Origin of the sequence: Vibrio sp. ZOR0018 (genome assembly GCF_963865925.1) — a bacterium.
GTDB lineage: Bacteria > Pseudomonadota > Gammaproteobacteria > Enterobacterales > Vibrionaceae > Vibrio > Vibrio anguillarum.
The window spans coordinates 132884-156188 of sequence record NZ_CAWMCN010000085.1 but is presented as its reverse complement, the minus strand read 5'-3'; the positions used below and the strand labels follow the sequence as shown (position 1 = coordinate 156188).

Sequence of the window (23305 nt, the reverse complement as noted above, 5' to 3'; positions counted from 1 at the left end):
GCGCACAATGCCGTGCACGCGCTGCACGACAAGGTCATCACGCAGCATCTCAAGCTGAGCGGTTTTGTCCACCAGCTCCAGCGCCGTTAAGCCAGATTGGCGACTGGCCAGTTTTATCTCATAGCGAAAACCGTAGCAACGCAGGCCCGCTTGCGCGCTATCAGACAGCGATTCCACGCCTTGGTATTCACGCACCACCAACGTGTCGTCTGCCAAACCCTCCACGGTGAGCCTAAAACTTAACCTTGCCATCTTTTTACCTTCCACATTTGAATGTCGAAAAACCTTAAGCTCAATACATAACTAGGCTACGTACTGAGCTTAAGGTTTTGGTGTGGGCCACTCACCCCAAGGACATGAAACACGAGTGAGCGACCCAAAAACTAAGCGTGATTACGCTTCAACAGGCTTGCGCCAGTCGTCAGAGCCTGAAGTACCCGCATTCACGTGATCCCACAGGATTTTACGGTAAGACATAGAAACCGTAACGTTTTGTGTGAAGTCGCCGTTCGCTGGATCTTGGCAATGTGGCATTTCACAGTGAATGTCCACGATAGACGCGCTTTCGAGTGTAGTAGTGAAGAAGTTCTCTTGCTTACCTTCGATAGAAGTGCGGTACCATTTTAGTTCAACCGATTTCATCTTCTCGCCAGACGCCAGTGCGTTATAAAGAAGAGGAACCGCTTTGTTTAGCGCTACGGTGAATTTAAATGGTTTGTGAACACGTTGACCAGAAGGCTGACCTGATTGTGGATCAGTCGGTACAGTTACAACGTGGTCAAATTGTTGAACCAACATTTGGTCTTCATGACCTTCAACGAACGCATCACCGATTGAATCAGTAGACAGAGCACCAGCAGTGATCAGGCCCTGAGTTTCGCCTTCGATAGAGATATAACATGGAGTTGGCATTGCAAATTCCTTACTTTAATGATGAATGGTATGAAACAAGTTCACTCGTCATAGAGCAAAGTCAGTGCCAACTCTATTACCATTTAAAATCAAACACTTATATTGTATGTATTTTTGATTGAGCAAAAACCTGCCCAGCATGAGCAAGATATTGCTTCGATGGGTAAAAACTTACCCTCATTCTGAGACAGCCAGATGTAAAAATCCCGATTCACACTGTAAATCGGGATTTTGATGTTGAGACTTCACAAGGAACCATTCAACTCATTAAATTGCAATGGGGTTGACAACTATACCCTTGTCTCTAGCTTATAGTAGAGAGTTGCCAGTGGCGGTACACAGACCAAAATAGATTGGTCTAAACCCTCACTCTCAACGTTTTCAGTCAGTACACGGTTTTTGACTTCAAAACCGCTACCGCCATAGTGTCTATCATCTGTATTAAGCAGTAATTGATACTCACCTTTGACAGGCATACCTAAACGAAAAGCTTGGTGAGGAACAGGGGTAAAATTGGTGATAATTAAAATACGTTCACCACAGTCACTCATGCGCTCATGCGCAAGAATGCTCGCATCGGCCGCATCTTGTAAGCGCCACTCAAAGCCACGAGGCTCACTGTCTAACTCAAAAAGTGCAGGCTCGGCTTGATACATCTTATTGAGATCTCGCGTTAAATTCTGCACTCCTTGATGGCGTTCAAACTGCAATAAGAACCACTGAAGTTGGTCATCATGATTCCATTCTGCCGTTTGACCAAATTCAGTGCCCATGAAGTTGAGTTTTTTACCCGGCTGGCCATACATGTAACCCATATAAGCACGCAAGTTTGCCGTTTGTTGCCACTCATCGCCGGGCATTTTGTTGTGGATCGAACCTTTTCCATACACCACTTCATCGTGTGATAGCGACAACACATAGTTTTCACTGTGTGCATAGACTAACGGGAAGGTGATGACGTTGTGATGGTATTTACGATGGACGGGATCTTCTTTTATATAAGCCAAACTGTCATGCATCCAGCCCATATTCCATTTGAAACCAAAGCCTAAGCCGCCCATAAAGGTTGGCGCTGAAACGCCGGGAAAAGCTGTTGATTCTTCAGCAATGGTCATAGTATTCGGGAAGTGTTTGTACACTTCTTCGTTCATCCACTTTAAGGTGGCAATCGCATCGTAATTTTCTCTACCGCCATCCACATTTGGGATCCATTGATCATGGCTGCGTGAGTAGTCGAGATAGAGCATAGAAGCAACGGCGTCTACTCGAATGCCATCGATATGGAACTGTTCAAACCAATATAACGCATTCGAGACTAAGAAACGGCGCACATGTTCGCGGCCAAGGTCGTAAATATACGAACTCCAATCTTGATGCCAACCACGGCGCGGATCAGGGTCATGGAACAAAGGGGTGCCATCAAAATTGGCTAAGCCATGACTATCGGCAGGAAAATGTGCGGGAACCCAATCGAGCACCACGCCAAGACCGGCTTGGTGACATTGATCAACGAAATATTTAAAATCATCAGGCGTACCGAAACGGCTCGTTGGCGCAAATAAGCCAACAGGTTGATAGCCCCAAGAACCATAGAATGGATGCTCAGAAACGGGCATAAGCTCTACATGGGTATAGCCTAAATCGACCAAATAAGGCACCAGTTGATCGACCAACTCACGATAATTTAAAAATTCACCCGCCGAATTACGACGCCAAGAGCCCACGTGCAACTCATAGAAAGAGAGCGCTTGCTTGCGCTTTTCGGTGATGGGGCGAGCTTGCCACGTACTGTCTTGCCATTCATAGCGACGATGATCGTATGTTACCGAGGCAAATGAAGGGTACTGCTCGGCGTAGTAACCCCAAGGATCGGCTTTGTGCGGTAACCCTTCACCATGAGGCCCTTTCAATTCAAATTTGTATTGCGTACCTTCGGGTAAGTTGGGCATGAAAATTCCCCAAATACCGTAATCAAGGCGCTGCATTGGATTACGACGTCCATCCCATTGATTAAATGCGCCAATCAAACTGCACGCTTTTGCATGCGGTGCGTAGACTAAAAAACGGATACCTGAGATTTGTTTACCACCACGCTCCATGGTCACAAACTGCGAACCCATGTGGTGATACATCGATTTCGGCGTATGCAAATCATCATATTCAGCGTATAAACCATGGTACTGATATGGGTCATCAATGAGCTGTTCGACACCTGCCCAATCGACCGCCAATTGGTAGTGGGTAAAACGTAAATCAATATTTGATTTTAGGATGAAACCCGACTCATCTTCACGCTCAAGCAGAATGCGGGGGTGATTTTCCACCACCAGCTCAACTTTTTCGGCACCCGGCATCCAAACGCGTAGCGCACCTTGATCGGGTGCAAGGTAAGGGCCTAAAAATGAGAATGGATCTGTAAATGATGCATGGGAAAGTTGGCTATATGCCTGCTTTAGCTTTGAAAGCTTTTTTGTTTTCATATCCCTACTCCTAACCTAACTTTCTTTAAACGTATAAAAATGCCCGCTAAAATGGCGGGCATACTAGCGAGGTTCAGTGTACCGAACTCTGCTGTTACATTGAGTGACCTAGACTAAAATTCTTCATGCCATGATTAAGAAAGATAACACTAAGTCACATCAAGGTTTATTCAGTAAGTGATTATTTACTTACACTCGCTCGCACTTCCGTTAAACGTGCAGCGATGCGATTGACATTATCACGCGCAAATACTTCATCCAAATTCATTGAAAGTTTACGACGCCAGTTAGGGTACTCATTAACGGTGCCCGGAATATTAACGGGTTTATCCATTTCCAACCAATCTTCTAACTGAATACTTAACAAGGTCGATGCACCAGATGCAACGTGCAGTTGCAGCGCCTCACTTAAATATGAATCCATTGGAACAAGGCTTGCGTCGCGCCCCACACCCTCAGGCAAATAACCATGCCATGCCACCGAATCCAAAATGCCTTGTTTACATTTCAAACGGTCCTCAAACAAGGCTTCGAGCTGGGCTTGATCGGGGTACAAACCAATTTCGCTCCCCATTTTGAGATCATCGCAATGCCAGAAACCACGCAACGTTGGCATATCATGTGTGCACAGTGCCGACATCGACTGAGCGGCGTAATGTTTCGGTGAGATAAAGCCGCCATCGTCTGCGGTTTCAAAGAAGAACACTTTATAAGAATGAACACCCGCGTCGGCTAAAATATCGACGATTTCATCAGGTACTGTACCCAAATCTTCGCCAATCACGCTACATTGATGGCGGTGAGATTCCAACGCTAAAATCGCGAGCATATCTTGTACTGGGTAGTAGATGTAAGCACCCTTAGTGGCATTTTCACCTTTTGGTACCCACCACAAGCGCAGTAAACCAAGTACATGGTCAATGCGTAGCGCACCACAATGTTTCATATTGGCGCGCAGTAGCTTGATATAAGCATCGTAAGCGGTTGCTTGTAATACTTGTGGATTAAGCGGTGGTAAGCCCCAATTTTGACCCAGTGGTCCAAGAATATCGGGCGGTGCGCCAATGCTGGCGTCTAAAATCAAGTTACCGGCATCAGCCCAAGTTTCAGAGCCAGAATCAGCCACACCCACCGCAAGGTCGCGGTATAAGCCGACCGCCATGCCTTTTTCTTCCGCGAGTGCTTGGGCTTCATTAATTTGGCCATCAGCAATCCACTGCAAGTACATGTATAGGTGAACTTTATCTTGATTGTCTTCGATAAATTTCTGTACTGCGCTGTTTTCAAACCGACGATATTTTTCAGGGAAAACTGGCCAGCCCCATACATTCGGATCTTGGGCATGTAAATCGACATGCAGCGCATCGAATGCCGCTTGGTGCACTAAGCTCTCACCACCTTCTTCAACGAAATTCAAAAAGGCTTGTGCGCGATCGCTATTTTTATCTAAATGGCGTTTTTTAAATTCGGTGAACAGGAGTGGCAAGACACTCATTTTTAATGTTGCAACTTCGGTATAGTTTACCCAATGCGCTTCACGTACTTTCTGAAGACGTTGCTGAAACTCCGCACTGCCTACTTTTTGCTGCGCATCCGCACTCAAAGCAAATTCAGGCACTGAACTCACGTCAATGTATAAAATATTAAGCCAACGGCGTGACGATGGGCTGTAAGGACTCGCCCCTTCAGGGTTTGCAGGAAAGAGAGAATGAATCGGGTTAAGGCCGACAAAATCGCCGCCACGAGAGGCAATATCCGCCACTAACTGTTTTAAGTCTCCAAAATCACCAATACCCCAGTTGTGCTGAGTACGCAGCGTGTAAAGCTGCACACTCGGGCCCCACAATTTTTTACCTTCAGTAATAGGTGCTTGTTTGTAACAGGCTTTTGGCGTCACTATCAGCGTGAGCTCATACGGTGTTTTACGGCGTTTCCGTGTCACCAACAGTTTGTGATATCCCCATGCCAAATCGCTTGGCAATGCAAACACTAAAGGGCCACCCTCAGCGCGTTCATCACGAACGACTTGCGATTGAAGATAGCCTTCAAGTACCTCTCCTTGCTCGGTTTCTAAGCGCCAGTTAAATTCGCTTTCACGTGCGCTGGCACCTAGATAAAGTGGCACTTCCACCGCTTCACCTTCACGAATAACGAGAACAGGATCTAATACATCTTTCTTGTGTTTCTTTTCTGCTGATTTCAGCAGCGTTTCATCATTGGTTGTGTCATAGCCCAAAGACGCCAATAAGCGGATAATGGTTTCATCTTCCACTTTCGCTTCGTCGCCCCACGCGCTTATGTAGCTGTCGGCAATGTTCGCCATCGCCGCTACTTGTTTTAATGCGTTTAGTTGTTTCATCGCTTTCTCCGAAGGGACTTCTTTCCCCTTCAAATGGGTAGGGTTTTATTATAATGAGTCATCATAGAGCCAAGGCTCTAAGGCCTTGGCTTACTTGAAAATTAACGTTTAACGGTTTCTAATTTCCAGATGTTGTTAACGTAGTCACGGATACTGCGGTCAGAGCTGAACTTACCCACCAACGCGGTGTTAAGAATCGCTTTCTTCGCCCAGCCAGCCTGGTCACGGTACTGCTTGTCCATCGCCTGATGCGCTTGTACATACGAAGCGAAGTCAGCCAGCACTAGGTATGGATCACCACCATCAAGCAAGCTATCGAACGTGGCTTTCAATTTACCCGGAGCGCCTGGGGTAAACTCTTCACCCACCAACAAATCCAGTGAAGCCTTAAGCAGCGGATCCGCATTGTAGTAATCATATGGGTTATAACCACTGGCTTTTAATGCTTCGACTCCGTCCACTTCCAAACCGAAGATGTAGATGTTGTCATCACCCACTTCCTCACGAATTTCCACGTTTGCACCATCCATCGTACCTATGGTTAAAGCACCATTTAGCGCCATTTTCATGTTACCGGTACCGGATGCTTCTTTACCTGCGGTAGAAATTTGCTCGGATACATCGGCAGCAGGAATGATGATTTCAGCTATGCTCACGCGGTAATCAGGAATGAAAACTACTTTTAGCTTGTTACCAATGCGAGGATCGTTATTTACTTTTTCCGCAATTTTATTGATGGCGTAGATGATCTCTTTAGCTAGGTGGTAACCCGGTGCCGCTTTAGCCGCGAAAAACACCACGCGCGGCGTCATATCGAACGTTGGGTCATTCACTAAACGATGATACAAAGAGAGAATATGTAACATATTCAAATGCTGACGTTTGTATTCATGCAAGCGTTTGATCTGCACATCAAAGATGGCATTGGTATCAAGCTCAATACCCATGTTCTCTGATACCCAATCAGCCAGACGCTGCTTGTTGTGTTTCTTAACCGCCATAAACTCTTTTTGGAATTTCGCATCGTCAGCGTATTGCGCAATCGCTTCTAGCTGGTCAAGGTGCGCTGGCCACTCAGTGCCAATTTTTTCCGAAATAAGCGCCGACAAACCTGGGTTACAAAATTTCAACCAGCGACGCGGCGTAATGCCGTTTGTTACGTTGTGCAAACGTGTTGGGTAAAGCTCGTGGAATTCTGGGAAAAGATCGCGTTTTACCAACTCCGAGTGCAGCGCCGCCACACCGTTCACAGCGTAAGAGCCAACCACACAAAGGTTTGCCATACGCACTACACGGTGGAAACCATCTTGAATGATGGAGAGTTTTTGCTGTTTCGACACATCACCCGGCCACTTGGCTCGTACTTCTTGCAGGAAGCGGTGGTTGATTTCGTAAATGATTTCCATATGGCGAGGAAGCAAACGCTGGATCAACGACTCGCTCCACGTTTCGAGTGCTTCAGGCAGTAGCGTATGGTTGGTATAGGCGAACGTTTTTGAGCTGATCGCCCATGCTTCATCCCAGCCCATGCCTTTCTCATCAATCAAGATACGCATCAATTCAGGAATGGAAATCGTTGGGTGAGTATCGTTTAGCTGAACGGTTTGATATTTAGGAAGATCAGCAATGTCATGACCCGCCGCCGCATGACGACGCAAAATGTCACGCATTGACGCCGCGCTATGGAAATATTGCTGCATCAAACGCAGTGTCTTGCCTTTTTCGTGGTTATCGTTTGGATAAAGTACTTTGGTAATGTTGCCTGCATCAATCAAGGCATGCTGTGCTTCAAAGTAGTTACCGTTGTTGAAATCAGCCAGTGAGAAAGGCGCAATTGCGCGACATTCCCATAAACGAAGTGGGTAAACCGTGTCGCTTTCATAGCCGACGATCGGTAAATCCCAAGGCATTGCTTGGACAAACATACTCGGAATCCAACGGCGTTTTTCCACACCATTGTCATTGATAACGTCAACATGGCCGTAAAAACCAATCTCTTGTGCTAGGTGTGGTCGTGCCACTTCCCACGGGTAGCCTTCAACACAACGCCACTCATCAGGAGCTTCTTGTTGGTGGCCCTCACTAAAAGATTGCTTAAACAAACCGTATTCATAATGTAAACCATAACCTACGGTTGGGTACTCTTGCGCAGCGCACGAATCCATGAAACATGCCGCAAGTCGCCCTAAACCACCATTACCTAAGGATGGGTCACGTTCTTCTTCTAATAAATCCGTTAGGTTATGACCTAAATCAGCCATCGCTTCCGTGATTTGCTCATACAGGCCCATGCTGATGAGGTTGTTGCCCGTTAAACGGCCAATCAAGAACTCAAGTGATAAGTAGTTCAGACCCTTAGCGTTAACAATGCGCTCGTCTTGCTCAGTTTCGAGTAGATCAAACATCGTTAATTCAGCCAGTGCGCGCCCCATTGCGAGATACCATGAACGGCTATCTGCATTTTCAATGGTGGTAGCGTAGGTGGCAGTCAGGTGTTTCTTTACGTTGTCTTGGAACGAAGCTTTATCAAACTTCTTCTGTTGCGTAGGTTTCATTAGCGAAATCTCACTTAGTCGTTTTAATTCATCTTCGGCATATCGTGCATCAGCTACGCAAGGTCGGCATCCTCCTAAAAATGACCTCGTTTAGGAGGAGGGCTCAGGGCGTAGAGGGCGAGCACCAGAGTCGCAGTGATCTATCTCTCATTCGTTGCACATAGCGGTTCATAAGCAGTGATTGTGATCACATCACCTTGCTCACTAGCCTAAATACCGCTCATGACGCTAAGGTTTCGATCGGGAATATCAATCTCTCAATATGAGAATTGGCTCTCAAAAAAATGAGCTTCATTTACAAATTACATGAGATTTTGTACATGCTCAGTTTTTATATAGCGCATAACAAAGAAGTTTTAGTGATTAAAGTCACAATTACAGGGCGTAGATGATGAGTAAATGTGAATCCTGCAAGAATCTCGGGATGGATCAATAAACGTGCGTCACGACATCAAGTAACATCCACACAAAATGAGTGATAGTTCACTTGTGTACTCCTAAATAATGATGCTCTTCTTACTAAGCACCTCCAAAGCTGGGATCAGCTTTTAAGTCAGTAACAAGAACAATAAATGGAATCTGGAAGATGTGGATACCTTCTAAGCTTACTCGTCCCGGCCGCCTACACAACGCCATCGTTCGCCCGCGTGTGTTAGAGCTGCTTGCCCAAGCACCTTGCTACAAACTCGTGCTATTCCGCTCGCCTGCTGGTTATGGAAAAACCACCATGGCGGCCCAATGGTTATCAGACAAGACCAATGTGGGTTGGTATAGCATTGATGAAAGCGACAATGATGCGTTCCGATTTATCAACTACTTACTGCAAGCGATTAATAAAGCGACTCAGCAAAGTTGTCCAAATGCCCAAAAACTGGCCGAGCGACGCCAGTTCTCTTCTTTACACTCGCTATTTAGTGAAGTGTTTTCGGAAATGTCTGGCTTTAACAAAGAGTGCTATGTGGTTCTCGATGATTACCATTTGATCGCCGATGACGATATCCACGAAGCGATGCGCTTTTTCCTCAAACACATGCCAGACAACCTAACGCTGGTCGTCACTAGCCGTGCCACACCACCATTAGGCACGGCCAACTTGCGCGTACGCGATTTGATGATCGAAATTGGTAATGAGCTACTCGCCTTTGATACAGAAGAAACAACACGCTTCTTTAATCAACGGGTCTCTGATGGCGTGGATGATGATACTGCCAACAACTTGTGCACCTATGTCGAAGGCTGGCCCTCTGCACTGCAATTGATTGCCTTACAAGCACAGCACCAAAAGCGCACGTTGGCTCAAACAGCGGAGTCGGTATCGCAGTTTAATCATGCGCATTTATGGGATTACTTAGTTGAGGAAGTGTTTGATCTACTCGATAAAGAAACGCGCCAATTTTTGATGCAATGCTCGGTGCTCGATCACTTTAATGACGTGTTAGTCTCTGCACTCACCAAACGTGACGACGCGCTGAGCATGATTGAGTCGCTCAACCGCTATGGTTTATTCATTTATCCACTGGAAGGTGAGCACAACTGGTACCGGTTCCACAACTTATTTGCGGAATTCCTCTCTCATGAACGCTTGGCGCGCATCCCGCAGCAGGAGCACGATCTGCACCGTGCCGCCGCGCACGCTTGGTTGCAAGAAGCTACACCTCATCAAGCGTTGCGTCACGCCACGCTCGCCAACGATACTGACTTACTCGCTACTATCTTGACGCAATTTGGCTGGAAGATGTTCAACCAAGGCGAGCTTTTGGCTCTCGAAGAGGCCATTAACCAACTCTCTCCGGCCCAACTCTATCGCGAGCCTAAACTGTGTATGCTACAAGCTTGGCTGGCTCAAAGTCAGCACCGCTACTTTGACGTTGGGGATCTGCTAACCAAATCGACCAACGAGATGAAAGCGCTCAATGTTCAGCTAAGCACCAAAGAACAAGGCGAATTCAATGCCCTACGTGCTCAAGTCGCGATCAACCAAAATGAGCCAGAAAAAGCCTTAGAACTTGCGGAGTTAGCACTGAGCCAACTGGATCACACCGTTTACCGCAGTCGTATTGTCGCCACTTCAGTCGTCGGCGAAGTGAACCACGTGCTCGGTCAATTAAGCCGTGCACTCTCGATGATGCAACAAACCGAAAAGCTGGCACGCCAGTATCAGGTTTACCACCAAGCGCTATGGGCATTACTACAGCAAAGCGAGATCTTGATTGCCCAAGGTTATGTGCAAGCCGCTTTTGAAGTACAAGATATTGCCTTCAAATTAATTGAAGAGCAGCAATTACAGCAAGTGCCATTGCATGAGTTCTTACTACGGATACGTGCCCAAATCCTGTGGTGCTGGAACCGCTTGGATGAAGCGGAAGAGTGCGCTTATAAAGGACTACGCGTATTGGGCAACCACTCTCCCAGCAAGCATCTGCACAGTTATTCGATGCTGGCACGTATTGCTATTGGCCGTGGTGAACTCGATAAAGCGGGTAAATTCATCGAACAAATACAGCACTTACTGAAACAATCGACTTATCACGTAGACTGGACGGCGAATGCTTCGCTCTCACTGATTCTATTTTGGCAAGCTCGTGGCAATGATGAAGCAATGTTGCAGTGGCTCAAGACCACCATTCGACCAGAAAAAGCATGCAATCACTTTTCACAGCTTCAATGGCGCAATATTGCTCGAGTTCAGATTCACTTAGGTCATTTGGAAGATGCGACTCAAACTTTGACGTTTATGCAGCACGAAGCGCAAACTTATCAGTTGATTACTGACCTAAACCGTAATTTGATCCTCGAAGCCGTTCTAGCCACCACAGTGCACAACGAAGAAGTGGCGAAAGAAAAACTCAAAGAGGCGCTACAGCTAACCAATCAGACGGGTATGGTGGGTAACTTTTTAATCGATGGTTCGCAGATCGGCCACTTGTTGGAAAAACTCTCTAGCCGATCCGAATTGGGAGATCTGGAACGCCACCGCGCACAACAGTTAATGAAAGAGATCTCTACCACTCAGCGCAGCCGATCAGTCCATTTCGACGAAGAGTTTGTTGAGAAGCTGGTTAATCACCCAAATATTCCTGAGCTGGTTCGTACCAGCCCACTCACTCAACGTGAATGGCAAGTCTTGGGGCTTATTTACTCTGGGTTTAGCAATGAGCAAATTGCACAAGAGCTGGATGTCGCAGGAACCACCATCAAAACCCACATCCGCAACCTATACCAAAAACTGAATATTGCTAACCGCAAAGAGGCAATCCACACCGCCGAGAATTTATTGCAACTTATGGGCTATTGAGTCGCAGGTACGATCAAAAAGAGCCAGATTATCTGGCTCTTTTCTGTCGTAAAAAATGATGGTTAGAAGGTTTTTGGAGCGAAACCAGTCATCACTTCTAAACGCAGTTCTTTGCCCATTGTTGTCATCGGGTGTACCACGATTAAACCTTTAACTGACTTTTTCAATTGACCTAAATCCGCCTGTTCGGCTTTGGTCAACTCACGAGAAAATGGCATATCGAGCAAACTCTTACGCTCTTTGCTCACCGTATAATTTTGCTTGTGTTTTGCTTGAGCGAGCTTTTTCGTCAGTTGTTCTACTTCATCGGTAAATTTGCTGATCATTACTTGATCGCCACGACCTTTAGCCGCATCGAGCTTATGGCGACACGTATCTAAACGGTTATTGAGTTGTTGAATTTCATTTTTCAGGCTCATGGTCACTGGCTCTTCGAAAGTAAAGTGGGCGCGGAGTATATCACAGCCTATCTATACTCTATATAGAAATTAAGCTTAAACCGGTGAAATGAAAGCCACTGGCAAGTCATAGAGGGCACAACAACTCTACTTAGCATTCCAATTTGACATAACACCCATTTTTCATATGAAAATATGCTCTTTGTAAGACGCGGTGCCGCAAACTTAGCTAAGCTATATTTATAACAACAACGAGCATGTCAACCGTCAGTTAAAGTACCAAGGCCAATAACATAACAACAGGAAATAACCATGAGCCTGACTATTCGCCAAAGACTCTACGTGCTATCCATTGTTCCGCTACTGATTATTTCGTTAAGTATGATGTATCTCAGTTTTTCAGAAACACAAAAACTGAATCACGAACAAATGGCTGCTACCCGCGCTAGCATGATGGAGATGAAACAAAATGAGCTGCGTTCATATCTGCAAATTGCCGATACAGCGCTCAAATCACTCAAACAAAAGAACGCTCCCCTCAGCGAAGCCATCACCATACTGCGTGACATCGCGTTTGAAAATAGTGGCTATATCTTTGGCTACAATAGCAAAGGGGATCGACTACTACTGGGCCAAAGTAATGCTGGTTTAGGCGATAACTTTTGGAACATGCAAGATACGCATGGCAACTATTTAATCCAAGATTTAATCAAAAATGCCAAAGTAGATAAGTTCACTACCTACTATTTCCCCAAGCCGGGAGAGACGACACCACTACCTAAATTGGCCTATTCTACCTATTTGCCACAATGGGATCTAATAATAGGCACTGGCTTTTACACCGATGACATTGATGCCGTAATCGCCAACATGGAAACACTCGCTGCGGAAAATATGCAAAGCAGTTTAGTCAATATCGGTTTGATGAGCTTGATCATTATCCTCATCGTCGGTTTTTTCGCCATCATTTTAAATCGCAGTATCATGCGTCCTCTCGAGCTATTTGATTTATCGATTCGTTCATTTGCAAGCGGTGACGCTGATTTAACTGCAAGAATGGAAAAATTCAACGCCCCTGAATTTGCAAGACTAAGTGATAACTTCAATGCCTTTGTCTCCAGCTTGCAAAGTATCATTGCGCGCGTACACCAAGTTGGGCAACAGGTTGTGGATGAAACCAATGACATGACACAACGAGCACAACAAGTTGACGCCATTGCATCAGGGCAACGTGAAGAGACCGATCAAGTAGCGACAGCGATGACAGAAATGACCACGACTGCAACAGAGATCTCGAACAACGCCCATCATGCCGCTCAATCAGCAAAAGATGCTGACGACAACGCCAAAGATGCCCATGAGATTGTTGATTCGGCCGCACAATCGGTACAGGATCTCGCCAAAGAGGTCGCTGAAGCGAGCCTTGTGATTTCAAAACTGGAAGGCGATGTGAAAAACATTTCGTCTCTACTTGCGGTTATCCAAGATATTGCGGAACAAACCAATCTACTGGCGTTAAACGCAGCGATTGAAGCGGCTCGCGCGGGCGAGCAAGGACGAGGATTTGCCGTAGTAGCAGATGAAGTCCGAAAATTAGCCAGCCGTACCCAAGACAGTACAGGGCAAATTCATGCCATGATCGGGCAACTGAAAAATGCCTCTGATGCCGCAGTTAAAGCGATGGATTCAAGCCAAAGTCGTAGCTTAAGCACCGTAGAAAAAGCCAATGCCGCATCGACAGCATTACAAAAAATTCAAGACTCTATTGCCACGATTATGGATATGAACGCACTGATCGCAACTGCAACAGAAGAGCAAAGTATTGTTGGGCAAGAGATATCAGAGCGTATTGTGGTGATATCTGATCAAAGTAGTCAATCGGCTGAACTGGCTAATCAGAACCAAGCGGGTAGCCAGCAGTTGAATAGCCGAGCCAACGAACTCTATGAGTTGGTGGACCGCTTTAAAGTTTAGCAAGAAGAGGTAAAACTGATATTCGTAAGCGTCAGAATGAAAATCGTTGATCATTAAAGTAAAAAAGCCATGTCGACATGGCTTTTTTCAATGAAGAGATCCCTAATGACTTACAGGAGATTTCTTTGGTTTAATCGATTTTTTCTTGATATTCGCGTTTATCTTCTGGACGCAGTTGACGCTGAACACCCATTAAAAAGTTACGCAGGATCTGATCTTTACATTCACGGTAGTGTTTATTGTCAGGCTTGCGGAAAAATGCATTGAGCTCGTGCTTACTTAAACGAAAATCGATGAAAGCTAATGTGTCTAAAATATCTTCTGCTTTCATATCCAGCGCAATACGCAATTTCATGAAAATCATATTATTGGTTAAGCGTGTTTCAGGCTGAGGTTGTTCACCATCGCGTTTACCACGCTTTGTATTGATTAAGCCATTGAGAAATATCGCTAGATCCACATCACTCAACACAGATTCCGTCTCTTTGTTTAGCCAAGTAGTCACTTGCTCTTGAGTAACGCAGCCGTCCGCCGCAGCAAAAATCTCAACCATAGCTGAGTCTTTAAAGTCAAAAGTGTAGCGAATACGGCGTAAAATATCGTTATTGGTCAAAATAGATCCTAGGGTTAGATTTCCAGTGCCATCAAGATGACAGACTGTGAAGAAATAGCACGCCACTGTAGCAGAAGAGCGATCGGACACCTATCTATTTTACGTAATACCGTCTGAGTTTAATGTGTGTTTACTACCTCTTTTAGTAATCGGTCTATTGAATCAACCACCGATTTACTGGCCAATTCCATAGTATCAACTTGCTTAATCAGTTGTGTCCAATCACCATTCTGACCAGACTTCAGTGCACTCTTTCCTGAATCATGCACCAATTTATGAGGAGCATTCAAACCAGCAAAGCTGGGAAGCTGGCTGTATTCACGCGCACCATCACCCTCAAAATACCATTTACCTAGACGGCACTCTTGATGAGTATTCATCCCATGTTCAAACCGACGATTGAGGATGTGATCGTACACTTCATTTTTCCAAACTGCGTGATCCAATTTCACCGTATCAAGAAAAGAACACGCCGTCGCAATACGAATAACTTCTTGCATTTGTTTTGATTTGTCTAAAACGATTGTTACCGTTTGTTTTAATTCATTTGAAGCATTTTCTACTTCGATTGCACATTCTTGACTCTGATTCACTGAACCTTTAATACTTTCTGTTTGGTTCTGAACTTGCCCAACTAAAGATTCAATCTTAGTGCTGGCATCATTGGCTTTGGAAGCTAATGCCCGTACTTCATCGGCCACGACCGCGAAACCTCGACCCGCTTCACCTGCGCGTGCCGCTTCAATAGCTGCATTCAGTGCCAATAAATTGGTCTGTTGCGAAATCTCTTGGATCGTGCCGACTAACTGGCCAATCGAAATGGTTGTTTTATCTAGAACAGTCACCGATTCCATACTAGCGTGAGCGTATTCTGCAATTTTTTCTGCTCGAGAAGATAAGTGATTAATTGCTGTGCTTGTCTGACCAAAAATACTATTCAGTTGCTTCAGTGATTCGTTCTCACGCAATAAATTCTCAGCATTGTGAGCCAGACCAGAACGAATGGCTTCTAGCATGTGGCTACCACTCAAATGGCTGGCCATCAAATCAGACTCTAATTGAGTTGATGAACGCAATAAGGCCAGCTGTTCTTTTAGCTGCTGAATTTCATCTTGCCACTTTTGTTGCTCAAGTCTTTGCTGTGCTTGTAATTCAGCTATCTGAGCCTTCAAATCATCATTTTCTTTTTGCATTTTCTTATTAAATAGCATGCTCAACCTCGGCAAAAATAACATCGTCAATCTACATAAGTTTAATCGAACGTTAATAATTTTATGCACTTCTCATTTCAAAATGAGAAGATTAAATCGGAGTAATGTGAAGGGACGCACCTAGCCTCCCTTCGACATTCATTAAGCCTGTTTGAGTTCAAGTCTTGTTCGATACAGCACCATATCTTCAATCGTCAATACAGGCATATTGTGCTTTTGCCCGAACGCAACGATTTCGGGTGTTTTGGCCATGGAACCGTCAGGATTGGTGAGTTCACACAATACGCCCGCAGGCATTAAACCCGCCATTTTCATAAGATCAACCGTCCCTTCTGTATGCCCACGACGAGCCAAAACGCCCCCCGCCCGAGCGCGAAGTGGGAAAACATGGCCGGGGCGTGCAAGATCATCGGCTTTAGCATCAAAGCGGGCCGCGGTTTTTATTGTGGTCACTCGGTCTTGCGCTGAAACGCCCGTGGTTACACCTGTTTTTGCTTCAATCGAGACAGTAAAAGCGGTTTGGTTTGCGCTATTGTTATGCATGACCATCGGGGGCAGTTGCAGTTGATTAGCCTGTTCATCGGTCAAACATAGGCAGACGATGCCACTGCATTCACGGATCATCAGTGCCATTTGTTGTGTGGTCAGTGACTCAACCGCATAAATGATATCGCCTTCATTTTCACGATCTTCATCATCAAGCAACAACACGCCTCGCCCTTCTTTAAGCGCAGACAGTGCGTTTTCAACACGAGTAATAGGGTCGCCAAATTTGGCAAGTAGAGATAGCTGATTCATGGTTGTACTCCTAAAAAATCACCAGAATCAGGGCTGCTATGAGGGATCAAATCCAAAACAAATTGCACCAGCTAGCGAACTAACTGGCGTCTCTTCATTCTCTCTCATCCGGACTATAACCGTCGGCTCTGGTTTTTCACCAGATCTGCTGACCTCGATACATCGAGCGCTCGCGGGCTCATCTGCCTTCTCAACTGAAAAAACAAATACACCGCCGGTGGGGAATTTCACCCCGCCCTGAGAATTTAAAATATAAATTGGCTTTAAAAAAGCGATGTCATGGTAGTCGTTTACGATAAAGATGAAAAGTAGGACGACGAAAAAGTGATGTGCATCGAAAAGGAAAGGCATCCTGCAATTATGCAGTTGGGGGTAACAGGAGCATAGCTAACTCAAGAGTTTAGGGTATGCAAGATGCCTTTATTCATGGTCACCAGTGACATAAATGAATCAGAGCTAAAATCGCCATTACCTCTATAGGGTTACGTGATTTTTCTAAACGCTGGCGGTAATAGATCGCCAGCGGTGTTGGCTGTTTGGTGTCAGTCGTTATGGGGTCGTTCATCATTCACCTCCTCAGCTATCGATGCGTTGATTGTGAATCAAAACAAGGAATACAAAAACTGAGAATTTTTTATTTTTTAATTCCTCATATCATCGAAATTAGCCTTAAAACGATATTTAAAAACTAAAAATCAATCAATGAGGAACAAATGATCATTAATATTTCTTATTTAGTTCTTCATAAATTCGCTACTATACCCAAACAACTTGACCATCAAGGAGGGCAAAGCGCAAGGCCGTGCGAAGAACTGAACTGCCTATCTCTTCCCTTTCATCCAGAGGATTTGCGAGTGTCTGATCTTACTTTATTACGTTATTACACACGCCTGACCGTGCTTGGTGTGGGTCAAGAGATTAAAGTGTCGTTAACACAGGTTGCAGAATGTTTATTCACCTCACCGCGTCATGCACGAAATCTGGTGGCTAAAATGCAGCAACAAGGTTGGCTCAATTGGCAACCCAAAGTCGGACGTAACCAACGCTCGATACTGCGCCTGAACCTCGATTTAGACACAATCAAACAAACGCTCGCGAAAGAGCAAATTTTGGCTGGGAAATATGAAAAAGCCTTAACCATACTAGATAATGATGAGGTAGTGTTTGGGCGTTTGTTGCAAAGTACTTCCGGCGCATCTATTCGCGAAGGTCGCTTACACATTCAACTGACGTATAAACGACCATTTGAACGGCTAGTGCCCCATCAAATACAACGTAGTAGTGAGCGATTTCTGCTCAGGCAAATCTATTGCTGCCTCATCCAGTGTGATGAACAAGGACGCTTTCATCCAGAATTAGCCCATCACTGGGAGTATGATGCGCAACATTTTCAGTGGGTATTTTATCTTCGCCCCGGATTAGCGTTTCATGATGGCTCACCGATTGATGCTAATACGATCGTGAGTTTATTTGCCAAACTCTCTAGTTTGGAAGAGTACAAAAAAGAGCTCGCGCATTTGGTTGATGTAAGCGCACCACAACCACAAAAAGTAGTATTTTCTCTTAATCAATCTGATTTAGGATTTGCAGGGTTGCTCTCTGGCGTTAAATATTCAATTCAACCAGCTAGCCAAGTGAACAATGCATACTCCCCAATGGTGACAGGTTGTGGCCCATTTCAAGTTCAAGATCACTCACCTCACAAACTCATTTTAAGCGCATTTGACCAATTCTATGGCTGCCGAGCTTTAACGGATCACGTCACAATTTGGATTTTAAATGAAGACGAGTTGTACCCTCAAGGCATGCACATTAAGCAAAAAAATCAGCTACAAAACATCTCTTGCCACCACGATGTAGAGCTGAGTAACGTTGAAGAACTGGCGATCATCACCTCTAATCAGTCATCAAGAGTGGAAGATGGCTGCATGTTTATTTTGTTCAATCAAGGTGCTCATTCACCTCTCAATGAAAATCAGAAACGCTACCTAGCTACCGAGATATCTGGAGAAAAACTAGAGCACTATTTAGCACAACAACCAACTAAGTTTGACGCAGTCGTTGCCAGTAACCTACTGCCAGTATGGCAACCTGTGGTGCGACTACCAGCGCCCAAAGCAAGCCTGCCAAATCAAATCTCGATTGCCGTCTATGACTACACGGTACTGATTCATTGCGCCTTCGGTGTGAAACATATTTTAGAGGAGATGGGGCTGGCTGCTGCCGTCAACATTTACTCCTACCGAGAATTGAATTTTCTGGCCCAGCAAGGCAAATTGTACGAAACCATAGTTATCACCAATATTAATTTAGATGACAACCGGCATTTCAGTGCATTTAGTCACTTATTTGGCAACCCAATGTTACACCATTGCATTGGCCCCGCAGAGAGCCAATGGCTGCTCAAAGCGTTAATCGATATTCGGTCAACGACACCATTGACACACTACCTTATCGCGTTGGAACCGCTAGCATCGAGTTTGATCAACGAATACTGCCTCGTCCCTTTGTTCCACCATAAGCAAACATTACGTTTTCAGGGTGTGCTCAAAGACGTTGCACTGACCAACTGGGGATGGCCTGATATTAAAAATGTGTGGTCCATTGATTAGCGAATAAATAGCCTGCGTAATATTGCCAGCATCACTAAACGATAACGCAGCATCCACTGGCTACGTGGCAACCAACGCTTAGAAAACAATACGGTTTTGGCGTGTGAAAAGGTCTTAAAACCTTCAATCCCGTGATAGTGCCCAACCCCAGAATCGCCAATACCGCCAAAGGGGGCATCATCGGCGGCCACATGTAACAGAGTATCGTTCACAGCTAGGCCACCACTATGCGTTTGTGTACTAACCTGTTTGATCACCTCGTGATCATCACTCATTAAATATAAAGCTAACGGACGTGGGCGAGCGTTGATATAAGCTATCGCTTCATCCAAACTGTGATAGCTCAATACCGGCAATATGGGGCCAAATATCTCATGTTGGGATAACAACATATCAACCTTCAAATTCGTCACTAAGCAAGGCAAAAATTGATACGTTCCCGCTTTTGCATCGCCTTTTACGGGATGCAATGTGGCCCCTTTTTGTTTAGCATCGTCTAAGTATTGTTGCAGCCTATCAAACTGGGTTTGATTAATAATATGTGACGTATCATAGCCATCTTTAGTGGAAAAATAGCGCTTAAAGCGTTGCAGATAGAGCTCCACAAAGGCTTGTTGTTTGCCTTCCGGCAGTAAAACATAATCAGGAGCAACACAGATCTGCCCTGCATTGATGGCTTTGCCAAGCATGATGTTATCAACGCTACGCGCAAGGTCAGCATCAGGTGCAATGATCACGGGGGATTTCCCGCCAAGCTCTAACGTTACTGGTGTTAGGTTTTTCGCAGCCGCTTGGGCAACCAATTTACCTACCGGTGTTGACCCCGTAAATAACAGATGATCAAAGGGTAACGCACTGAACTGTGCGGCAACGTCAGCCCCACCTTCTACAGTATCAACCGCTTCATCGACCGTCGCAAAAATACGCATCAACACTTGGTTGGTGCAGGGCGTATATTCGCTCAATTTGACCATAGCGCGATTACCTGCTGCCAATGCGGTGACTAATGGAGCCATACTGAGCACGATAGGAAAATTCCAAGGTACAATCACCCCCACAAGACCCAAGGGTTGATAGTGAACGCTCACTGTCGACGGCAGTAATAGCCAACTTGCATGACGCGATTGCGATTTTGTCCACGATTTGAGGTGTTTTAGCGTGTAATTAATGTGTGAAACGGCCGGTAGCAGATCGCAAACCGTACTATCAAAGCGACTCCGATAACCATAATCCTGATTTAAGGCCTCAACGAACGCGGCCTGTTCACTGAGTAACGCGGTTTTTAAGCGCTGCAACCAAATACGTCTTTGCTCAAGGCTAGGATACGGCTCTGCTATTGTCTGCTGTTTTAACCTAGTAAAAAGTGTCGTAACGTCTTTAGTTAAGGGCTGTTGCTGTTCTGTTTCTTGCACCGTATTTCACCTCATTCGCAGCTAAGGCAGCGTCTTGGAAATGAGCTCAGGATTAATGCCAAAGCTGGCTTTATGTTCTTCAATCACAAATTCACTGCGCGTTTGAATCACTCCCGGCAATGTACCCAACTTGCCAGACATAAAACTTTGGTAGGCTTTCATATCTTTCACTCTCACTTTGATCATGGTGTCAAAATCACCGGACAATGAATAACATGCTTCAATTTCTGGGATGTCCGCCACTGCTTGTGAAAAGCGCTCAAAAATAGAGAAACTGGTTTGATCCAATCGAATATGAATGAACACTTGTACATCCAGACCTAACTTTTCTGGACAAAGTTCTGCATGGTAGCCTTTGATATACCCTTCCTTTTCTAAGCGTTTGACACGATCAGAACAAGGAGATGTGGTTAAATTCACCAACTTTGCTAGCTCAACAACGGGAAGCCGTCCTTTACTGTGCAAAATACGTAAAATCTGTTGGTCGATGCGGTCTAGGCTCATGGTTTTGCACGGCGCTCAAAAAAAAGTGATATGGCATACAATAATGGCTTACAGCGTTAAACCAACCTATCATCACAAGGCATTGTGATATAAATCACATAGAATAGGGGAACGTTAGAATAAAAAGACTGAGGAGAAAAAAGGAAAAGAAAGTGAGCAAGCACCCACTTTCTTGGTTGTAATCTATTTATCGCCTCTTTACTTTGAGTACGTTGAGATGATTACAGTTTGAAGCGAGAAATTTCTTTATCTAACTCATTCGCTAAACGGTGCATTTCATGAGCTTGTTGCACTGCATTTTGCGCATCACTGGCGAGTTGGTCGCTGACTTCACGTACCGATTCGGTATTGCCATTAATATCCGCTGTCACCAAAGATTGCTCTTCTGCTGCTGATGCAATTTGTGTCGCCATATCACTGATCATCTGAATGGCTTCGCTGATTGCGTGTAAGCTTTCTCCTGTGTGGTTCACATCTTGCACACTTGTTTCGACCAGTTTATGGCTTTCCGTCATGACAGAAACAGCATTGGTCGTTACCTTCTGCAAACCGGAAATTTTAGACTGGATCTCCTCGGTAGAGGCATGAGTACGCTGAGAAAGCACTCGGACTTCATCAGCTACAACGGCAAAGCCACGGCCTTGCTCTCCGGCGCGCGCCGCTTCAATCGCCGCATTCAAGGCCAACAAATTTGTCTGCTCTGCAATCGAGCGAATGGTCGACAGAATGGTTGAAATCTCATTAGCGTGCACTTCTAATTCACCAATGATGCCCACAGCACTGCTAAGCTCTTGTGCTAACTGATTGATTGACTGTTTGCTTTGCTGCATCTGGCGATAGCCTTGTGCACCAAGCTCAACCGATTCATTGGCATTTTTAGCGGTATTATCAGCATTGCCCGCAATTTCAGCGGTCGCAGACGCCATTTCAGTTACCGCTGTTGCAACCATAGTAATTTCATCTTGTTGAGTACGAATCCGTTCACTACGTTGACTGGCTGAGCTCGCGGCCTGTGTCGCTCCTTGGTTAAGGGAGACGGAAACATCACGCACGCTTTGCACCATGACATGGATGCGATCGACAAATTTATTGAACTTATCCGCTAAGATACCGACTTCATCGTCACTGCGAACGGCTAAACGACGGGTTAAATCGCCATCACCTTCGGCGATATCTGACAAAGCTTGAGCAATATTACTCAACTCATTCAACTGACGAGCGACGAACCATGAGGTCGCTAATGCCAAGATCACTAAAATCATCAAGCCAATCAAGCTCTGTTTCAATAGCATGTCATTGAGTGGCTGTTCAAGAACAGTTTTGTCCATCACCATAACCAACAGCCAGTCAGTATGTTCAATACTTTGCGCCATCAATACTTTGGCCTGACCATCAATATCAACAAAGAGTGGTAATTGAGAATTTGCCGCCTCTGATATGCTTTGAATGGTCAGTTGTGAGGCCATTTCTTGGGTAGGTTTTAAAATAAGCTCTTGATTGGGATGGGCAACAATTAGCCCCTTGGTATTCACCAAAATAGCATTGCCCTTCCCGGGAACCTCAATGGCTAAGACGTCCTTGATCAATTTACCCAAAGCTAAATTGGAAGCGGCGACGCCAATCAGTTGGCCATTTTGACGGACGGGTTCTGCCAATGTCACCACTAAGGTTTGCATGGTGACGCTGACGTAGGGGGCGGTTGTGATCGGTTTACCCGCGACTTTGGCTTCTTTATACCAACCACGCTCACGAGGATCATAACCATTTTGGTTACGCGATCCGTCATTGCGGATCATATCGCCCTGTTCATTACCGTAATAACTCAGCCCAAATTCACCAGACTCCAAGGTTTGGCGTAGGTGAGGAACAATGTCTAATTGTGGATTACGCTCGATTTCGTTTTTTAATCCTAGCAGCGTTTTTTGTTTACCATTAAACCAGTCACCAATCCCTTTTGCATGAGCCTGTAATGTATTACGCGCTTCACTCTCAATCGCTCTCCAGCTATCGGTTTTAAAGGTTTGATAGCCAACCATAACCAATGCAGCGGCTGTTAATGTAATAGCAGCAACCACAGAGAACACCATTTTTCTCTTTAAACTCAATTGCATTGCAATGCTCCTTGAAGCTTGTTCACCAAAGTAATGGGCTTGAGAGTATTACAACTATGGATTATTACTTT

General features: G+C 45.2%; 15 protein-coding genes, 2 pseudogenes and 1 riboswitch. Of the genes and pseudogenes, 3 read left to right on the top strand and 14 right to left on the bottom strand.

All coding sequences use genetic code 11. The features are described from left to right. The 5 genes and pseudogenes from AACR75_RS04500 to AACR75_RS04480 form a co-directional block, all read right to left on the bottom strand. A pseudogene (locus AACR75_RS04500) lies at positions 1-252 on the bottom strand (type VI secretion system tip protein VgrG); the annotation flags it as partial. Positions 253-393: 141 nt separating this feature from the next. Continuing rightward, a complete protein-coding gene (locus AACR75_RS04495) occupies positions 394-912 on the bottom strand; it encodes an Hcp family type VI secretion system effector (protein ID WP_013868180.1) in 519 nt (172 codons plus the stop codon). Between the two features lie 290 nt (positions 913-1202). Further along, the gene (gene glgB, locus AACR75_RS04490; protein ID WP_047687687.1) at positions 1203-3392 is read right to left on the bottom strand and encodes a 1,4-alpha-glucan branching protein GlgB; all 2190 of its coding nucleotides are present in this window, start codon (positions 3390-3392) and stop codon (positions 1203-1205) included. 181 nt (positions 3393-3573) lie between these two features. After that, a complete protein-coding gene (gene malQ / locus AACR75_RS04485) occupies positions 3574-5751 on the bottom strand; it encodes a 4-alpha-glucanotransferase (RefSeq protein ID WP_047687685.1) in 2178 nt (725 codons plus the stop codon). Between the two features lie 101 nt (positions 5752-5852). Continuing rightward, positions 5853-8306: a glycogen/starch/alpha-glucan phosphorylase gene (locus AACR75_RS04480; RefSeq protein ID WP_047687683.1), complete on the bottom strand. Its 2454-nt coding sequence runs from the start codon at positions 8304-8306 to the stop codon at positions 5853-5855. A 586-nt stretch (positions 8307-8892) separates the two neighbouring features. On the opposite strand from AACR75_RS04480, the gene malT reads away from it, so the two are divergent. Beyond that, on the top strand, positions 8893-11601 hold the full coding sequence (gene malT / locus AACR75_RS04475; RefSeq protein WP_017046883.1) for an HTH-type transcriptional regulator MalT: 2709 nt from the start codon (positions 8893-8895) through the stop codon (positions 11599-11601). A 62-nt stretch (positions 11602-11663) separates the two neighbouring features. Here the strand turns inward: malT and AACR75_RS04470 are convergent, their stop codons facing one another. After that, positions 11664-12020: a YibL family ribosome-associated protein gene (locus AACR75_RS04470; RefSeq protein WP_026027197.1), complete on the bottom strand. Its 357-nt coding sequence runs from the start codon at positions 12018-12020 to the stop codon at positions 11664-11666. A gap of 291 nt (positions 12021-12311) precedes the next feature. Between AACR75_RS04470 and AACR75_RS04465 the strand changes: the two genes are divergently transcribed. Then, positions 12312-13973: a methyl-accepting chemotaxis protein gene (locus tag AACR75_RS04465; protein WP_047687681.1), complete on the top strand. Its 1662-nt coding sequence runs from the start codon at positions 12312-12314 to the stop codon at positions 13971-13973. Positions 13974-14103: 130 nt separating this feature from the next. Here AACR75_RS04465 and AACR75_RS04460 read toward each other — a convergent pair whose 3' ends face one another. The 5 genes and pseudogenes from AACR75_RS04460 to AACR75_RS04445 all read right to left on the bottom strand — a co-directional run bounded on the left by AACR75_RS04460 (position 14104) and on the right by AACR75_RS04445 (position 17163). Further along, positions 14104-14586 (bottom strand): YehS family protein, encoded by a 483-nt coding sequence (locus AACR75_RS04460; protein ID WP_038148283.1) that lies wholly within the window; start codon positions 14584-14586, stop codon positions 14104-14106. Between the two features lie 119 nt (positions 14587-14705). Further along, positions 14706-15086, bottom strand: coding sequence for a CZB domain-containing protein (locus AACR75_RS18580; protein ID WP_405054803.1), 381 nt, complete (start codon positions 15084-15086; stop codon positions 14706-14708). 42 nt (positions 15087-15128) lie between these two features. Beyond that, positions 15129-15602 (bottom strand): annotated as a pseudogene (locus AACR75_RS18575) (methyl-accepting chemotaxis protein); the annotation flags it as partial. 336 nt (positions 15603-15938) lie between these two features. Further along, positions 15939-16595 carry a 3,4-dihydroxy-2-butanone-4-phosphate synthase gene (gene ribB / locus AACR75_RS04450; protein WP_047687676.1) on the bottom strand — a complete coding sequence of 219 codons (657 nt, stop codon included), beginning with the start codon at positions 16593-16595 and terminating at the stop codon, positions 15939-15941. 92 nt (positions 16596-16687) lie between these two features. Beyond that, positions 16688-16844: riboswitch (FMN riboswitch) on the bottom strand. Between the two features lie 181 nt (positions 16845-17025). Continuing rightward, a complete protein-coding gene (locus AACR75_RS04445; RefSeq protein ID WP_013868191.1) occupies positions 17026-17163 on the bottom strand; it encodes a hypothetical protein in 138 nt (45 codons plus the stop codon). Between the two features lie 145 nt (positions 17164-17308). Here AACR75_RS04445 and AACR75_RS04440 point away from each other — a divergent pair, with 145 nt between their 5' ends. Beyond that, complete coding sequence (locus AACR75_RS04440; protein WP_047687672.1) at positions 17309-19207, top strand: SgrR family transcriptional regulator; 1899 nt, start codon at positions 17309-17311, stop codon at positions 19205-19207. Here AACR75_RS04440 and AACR75_RS04435 read toward each other — a convergent pair. From AACR75_RS04435 to AACR75_RS04425, 3 genes are all read right to left on the bottom strand, one after another. Then, positions 19204-20619, bottom strand: coding sequence for a coniferyl aldehyde dehydrogenase (locus AACR75_RS04435; RefSeq protein ID WP_047687670.1), 1416 nt, complete (start codon positions 20617-20619; stop codon positions 19204-19206). The genes AACR75_RS04440 and AACR75_RS04435 overlap by 4 nt on opposite strands. A 21-nt stretch (positions 20620-20640) precedes the next feature. Next, positions 20641-21123, bottom strand: a complete 483-nt coding sequence (locus tag AACR75_RS04430) for an Lrp/AsnC family transcriptional regulator (protein WP_010317305.1) — start codon at positions 21121-21123, stop codon at positions 20641-20643. Positions 21124-21344: 221 nt separating this feature from the next. After that, a complete protein-coding gene (locus AACR75_RS04425) occupies positions 21345-23234 on the bottom strand; it encodes a methyl-accepting chemotaxis protein (protein WP_013868194.1) in 1890 nt (629 codons plus the stop codon). Positions 23235-23305: the final 71 nt, after the last annotated feature.

Coding starts and splice junctions, on each gene's coding strand:
- AACR75_RS04495 (WP_013868180.1), bottom strand. CDS start 912: ATGCCAACTCCATGTTATATCTCTATCGAAGGCGAAACTCAGGGCCTG.
- glgB (WP_047687687.1), bottom strand. CDS start 3,392: ATGAAAACAAAAAAGCTTTCAAAGCTAAAGCAGGCATATAGCCAACTT.
- malQ (WP_047687685.1), bottom strand. CDS start 5,751: ATGAAACAACTAAACGCATTAAAACAAGTAGCGGCGATGGCGAACATT.
- AACR75_RS04480 (WP_047687683.1), bottom strand. CDS start 8,306: ATGAAACCTACGCAACAGAAGAAGTTTGATAAAGCTTCGTTCCAAGAC.
- malT (WP_017046883.1), top strand. CDS start 8,893: ATGTGGATACCTTCTAAGCTTACTCGTCCCGGCCGCCTACACAACGCC.
- AACR75_RS04470 (WP_026027197.1), bottom strand. CDS start 12,020: ATGAGCCTGAAAAATGAAATTCAACAACTCAATAACCGTTTAGATACG.
- AACR75_RS04465 (WP_047687681.1), top strand. CDS start 12,312: ATGAGCCTGACTATTCGCCAAAGACTCTACGTGCTATCCATTGTTCCG.
- AACR75_RS18580 (WP_405054803.1), bottom strand. CDS start 15,086: ATGCAAGAAGTTATTCGTATTGCGACGGCGTGTTCTTTTCTTGATACG.
- ribB (WP_047687676.1), bottom strand. CDS start 16,595: ATGAATCAGCTATCTCTACTTGCCAAATTTGGCGACCCTATTACTCGT.
- AACR75_RS04445 (WP_013868191.1), bottom strand. CDS start 17,163: ATGATGAACGACCCCATAACGACTGACACCAAACAGCCAACACCGCTG.
- AACR75_RS04440 (WP_047687672.1), top strand. CDS start 17,309: ATGATCATTAATATTTCTTATTTAGTTCTTCATAAATTCGCTACTATA.
- AACR75_RS04430 (WP_010317305.1), bottom strand. CDS start 21,123: ATGAGCCTAGACCGCATCGACCAACAGATTTTACGTATTTTGCACAGT.
- AACR75_RS04425 (WP_013868194.1), bottom strand. CDS start 23,234: ATGCAATTGAGTTTAAAGAGAAAAATGGTGTTCTCTGTGGTTGCTGCT.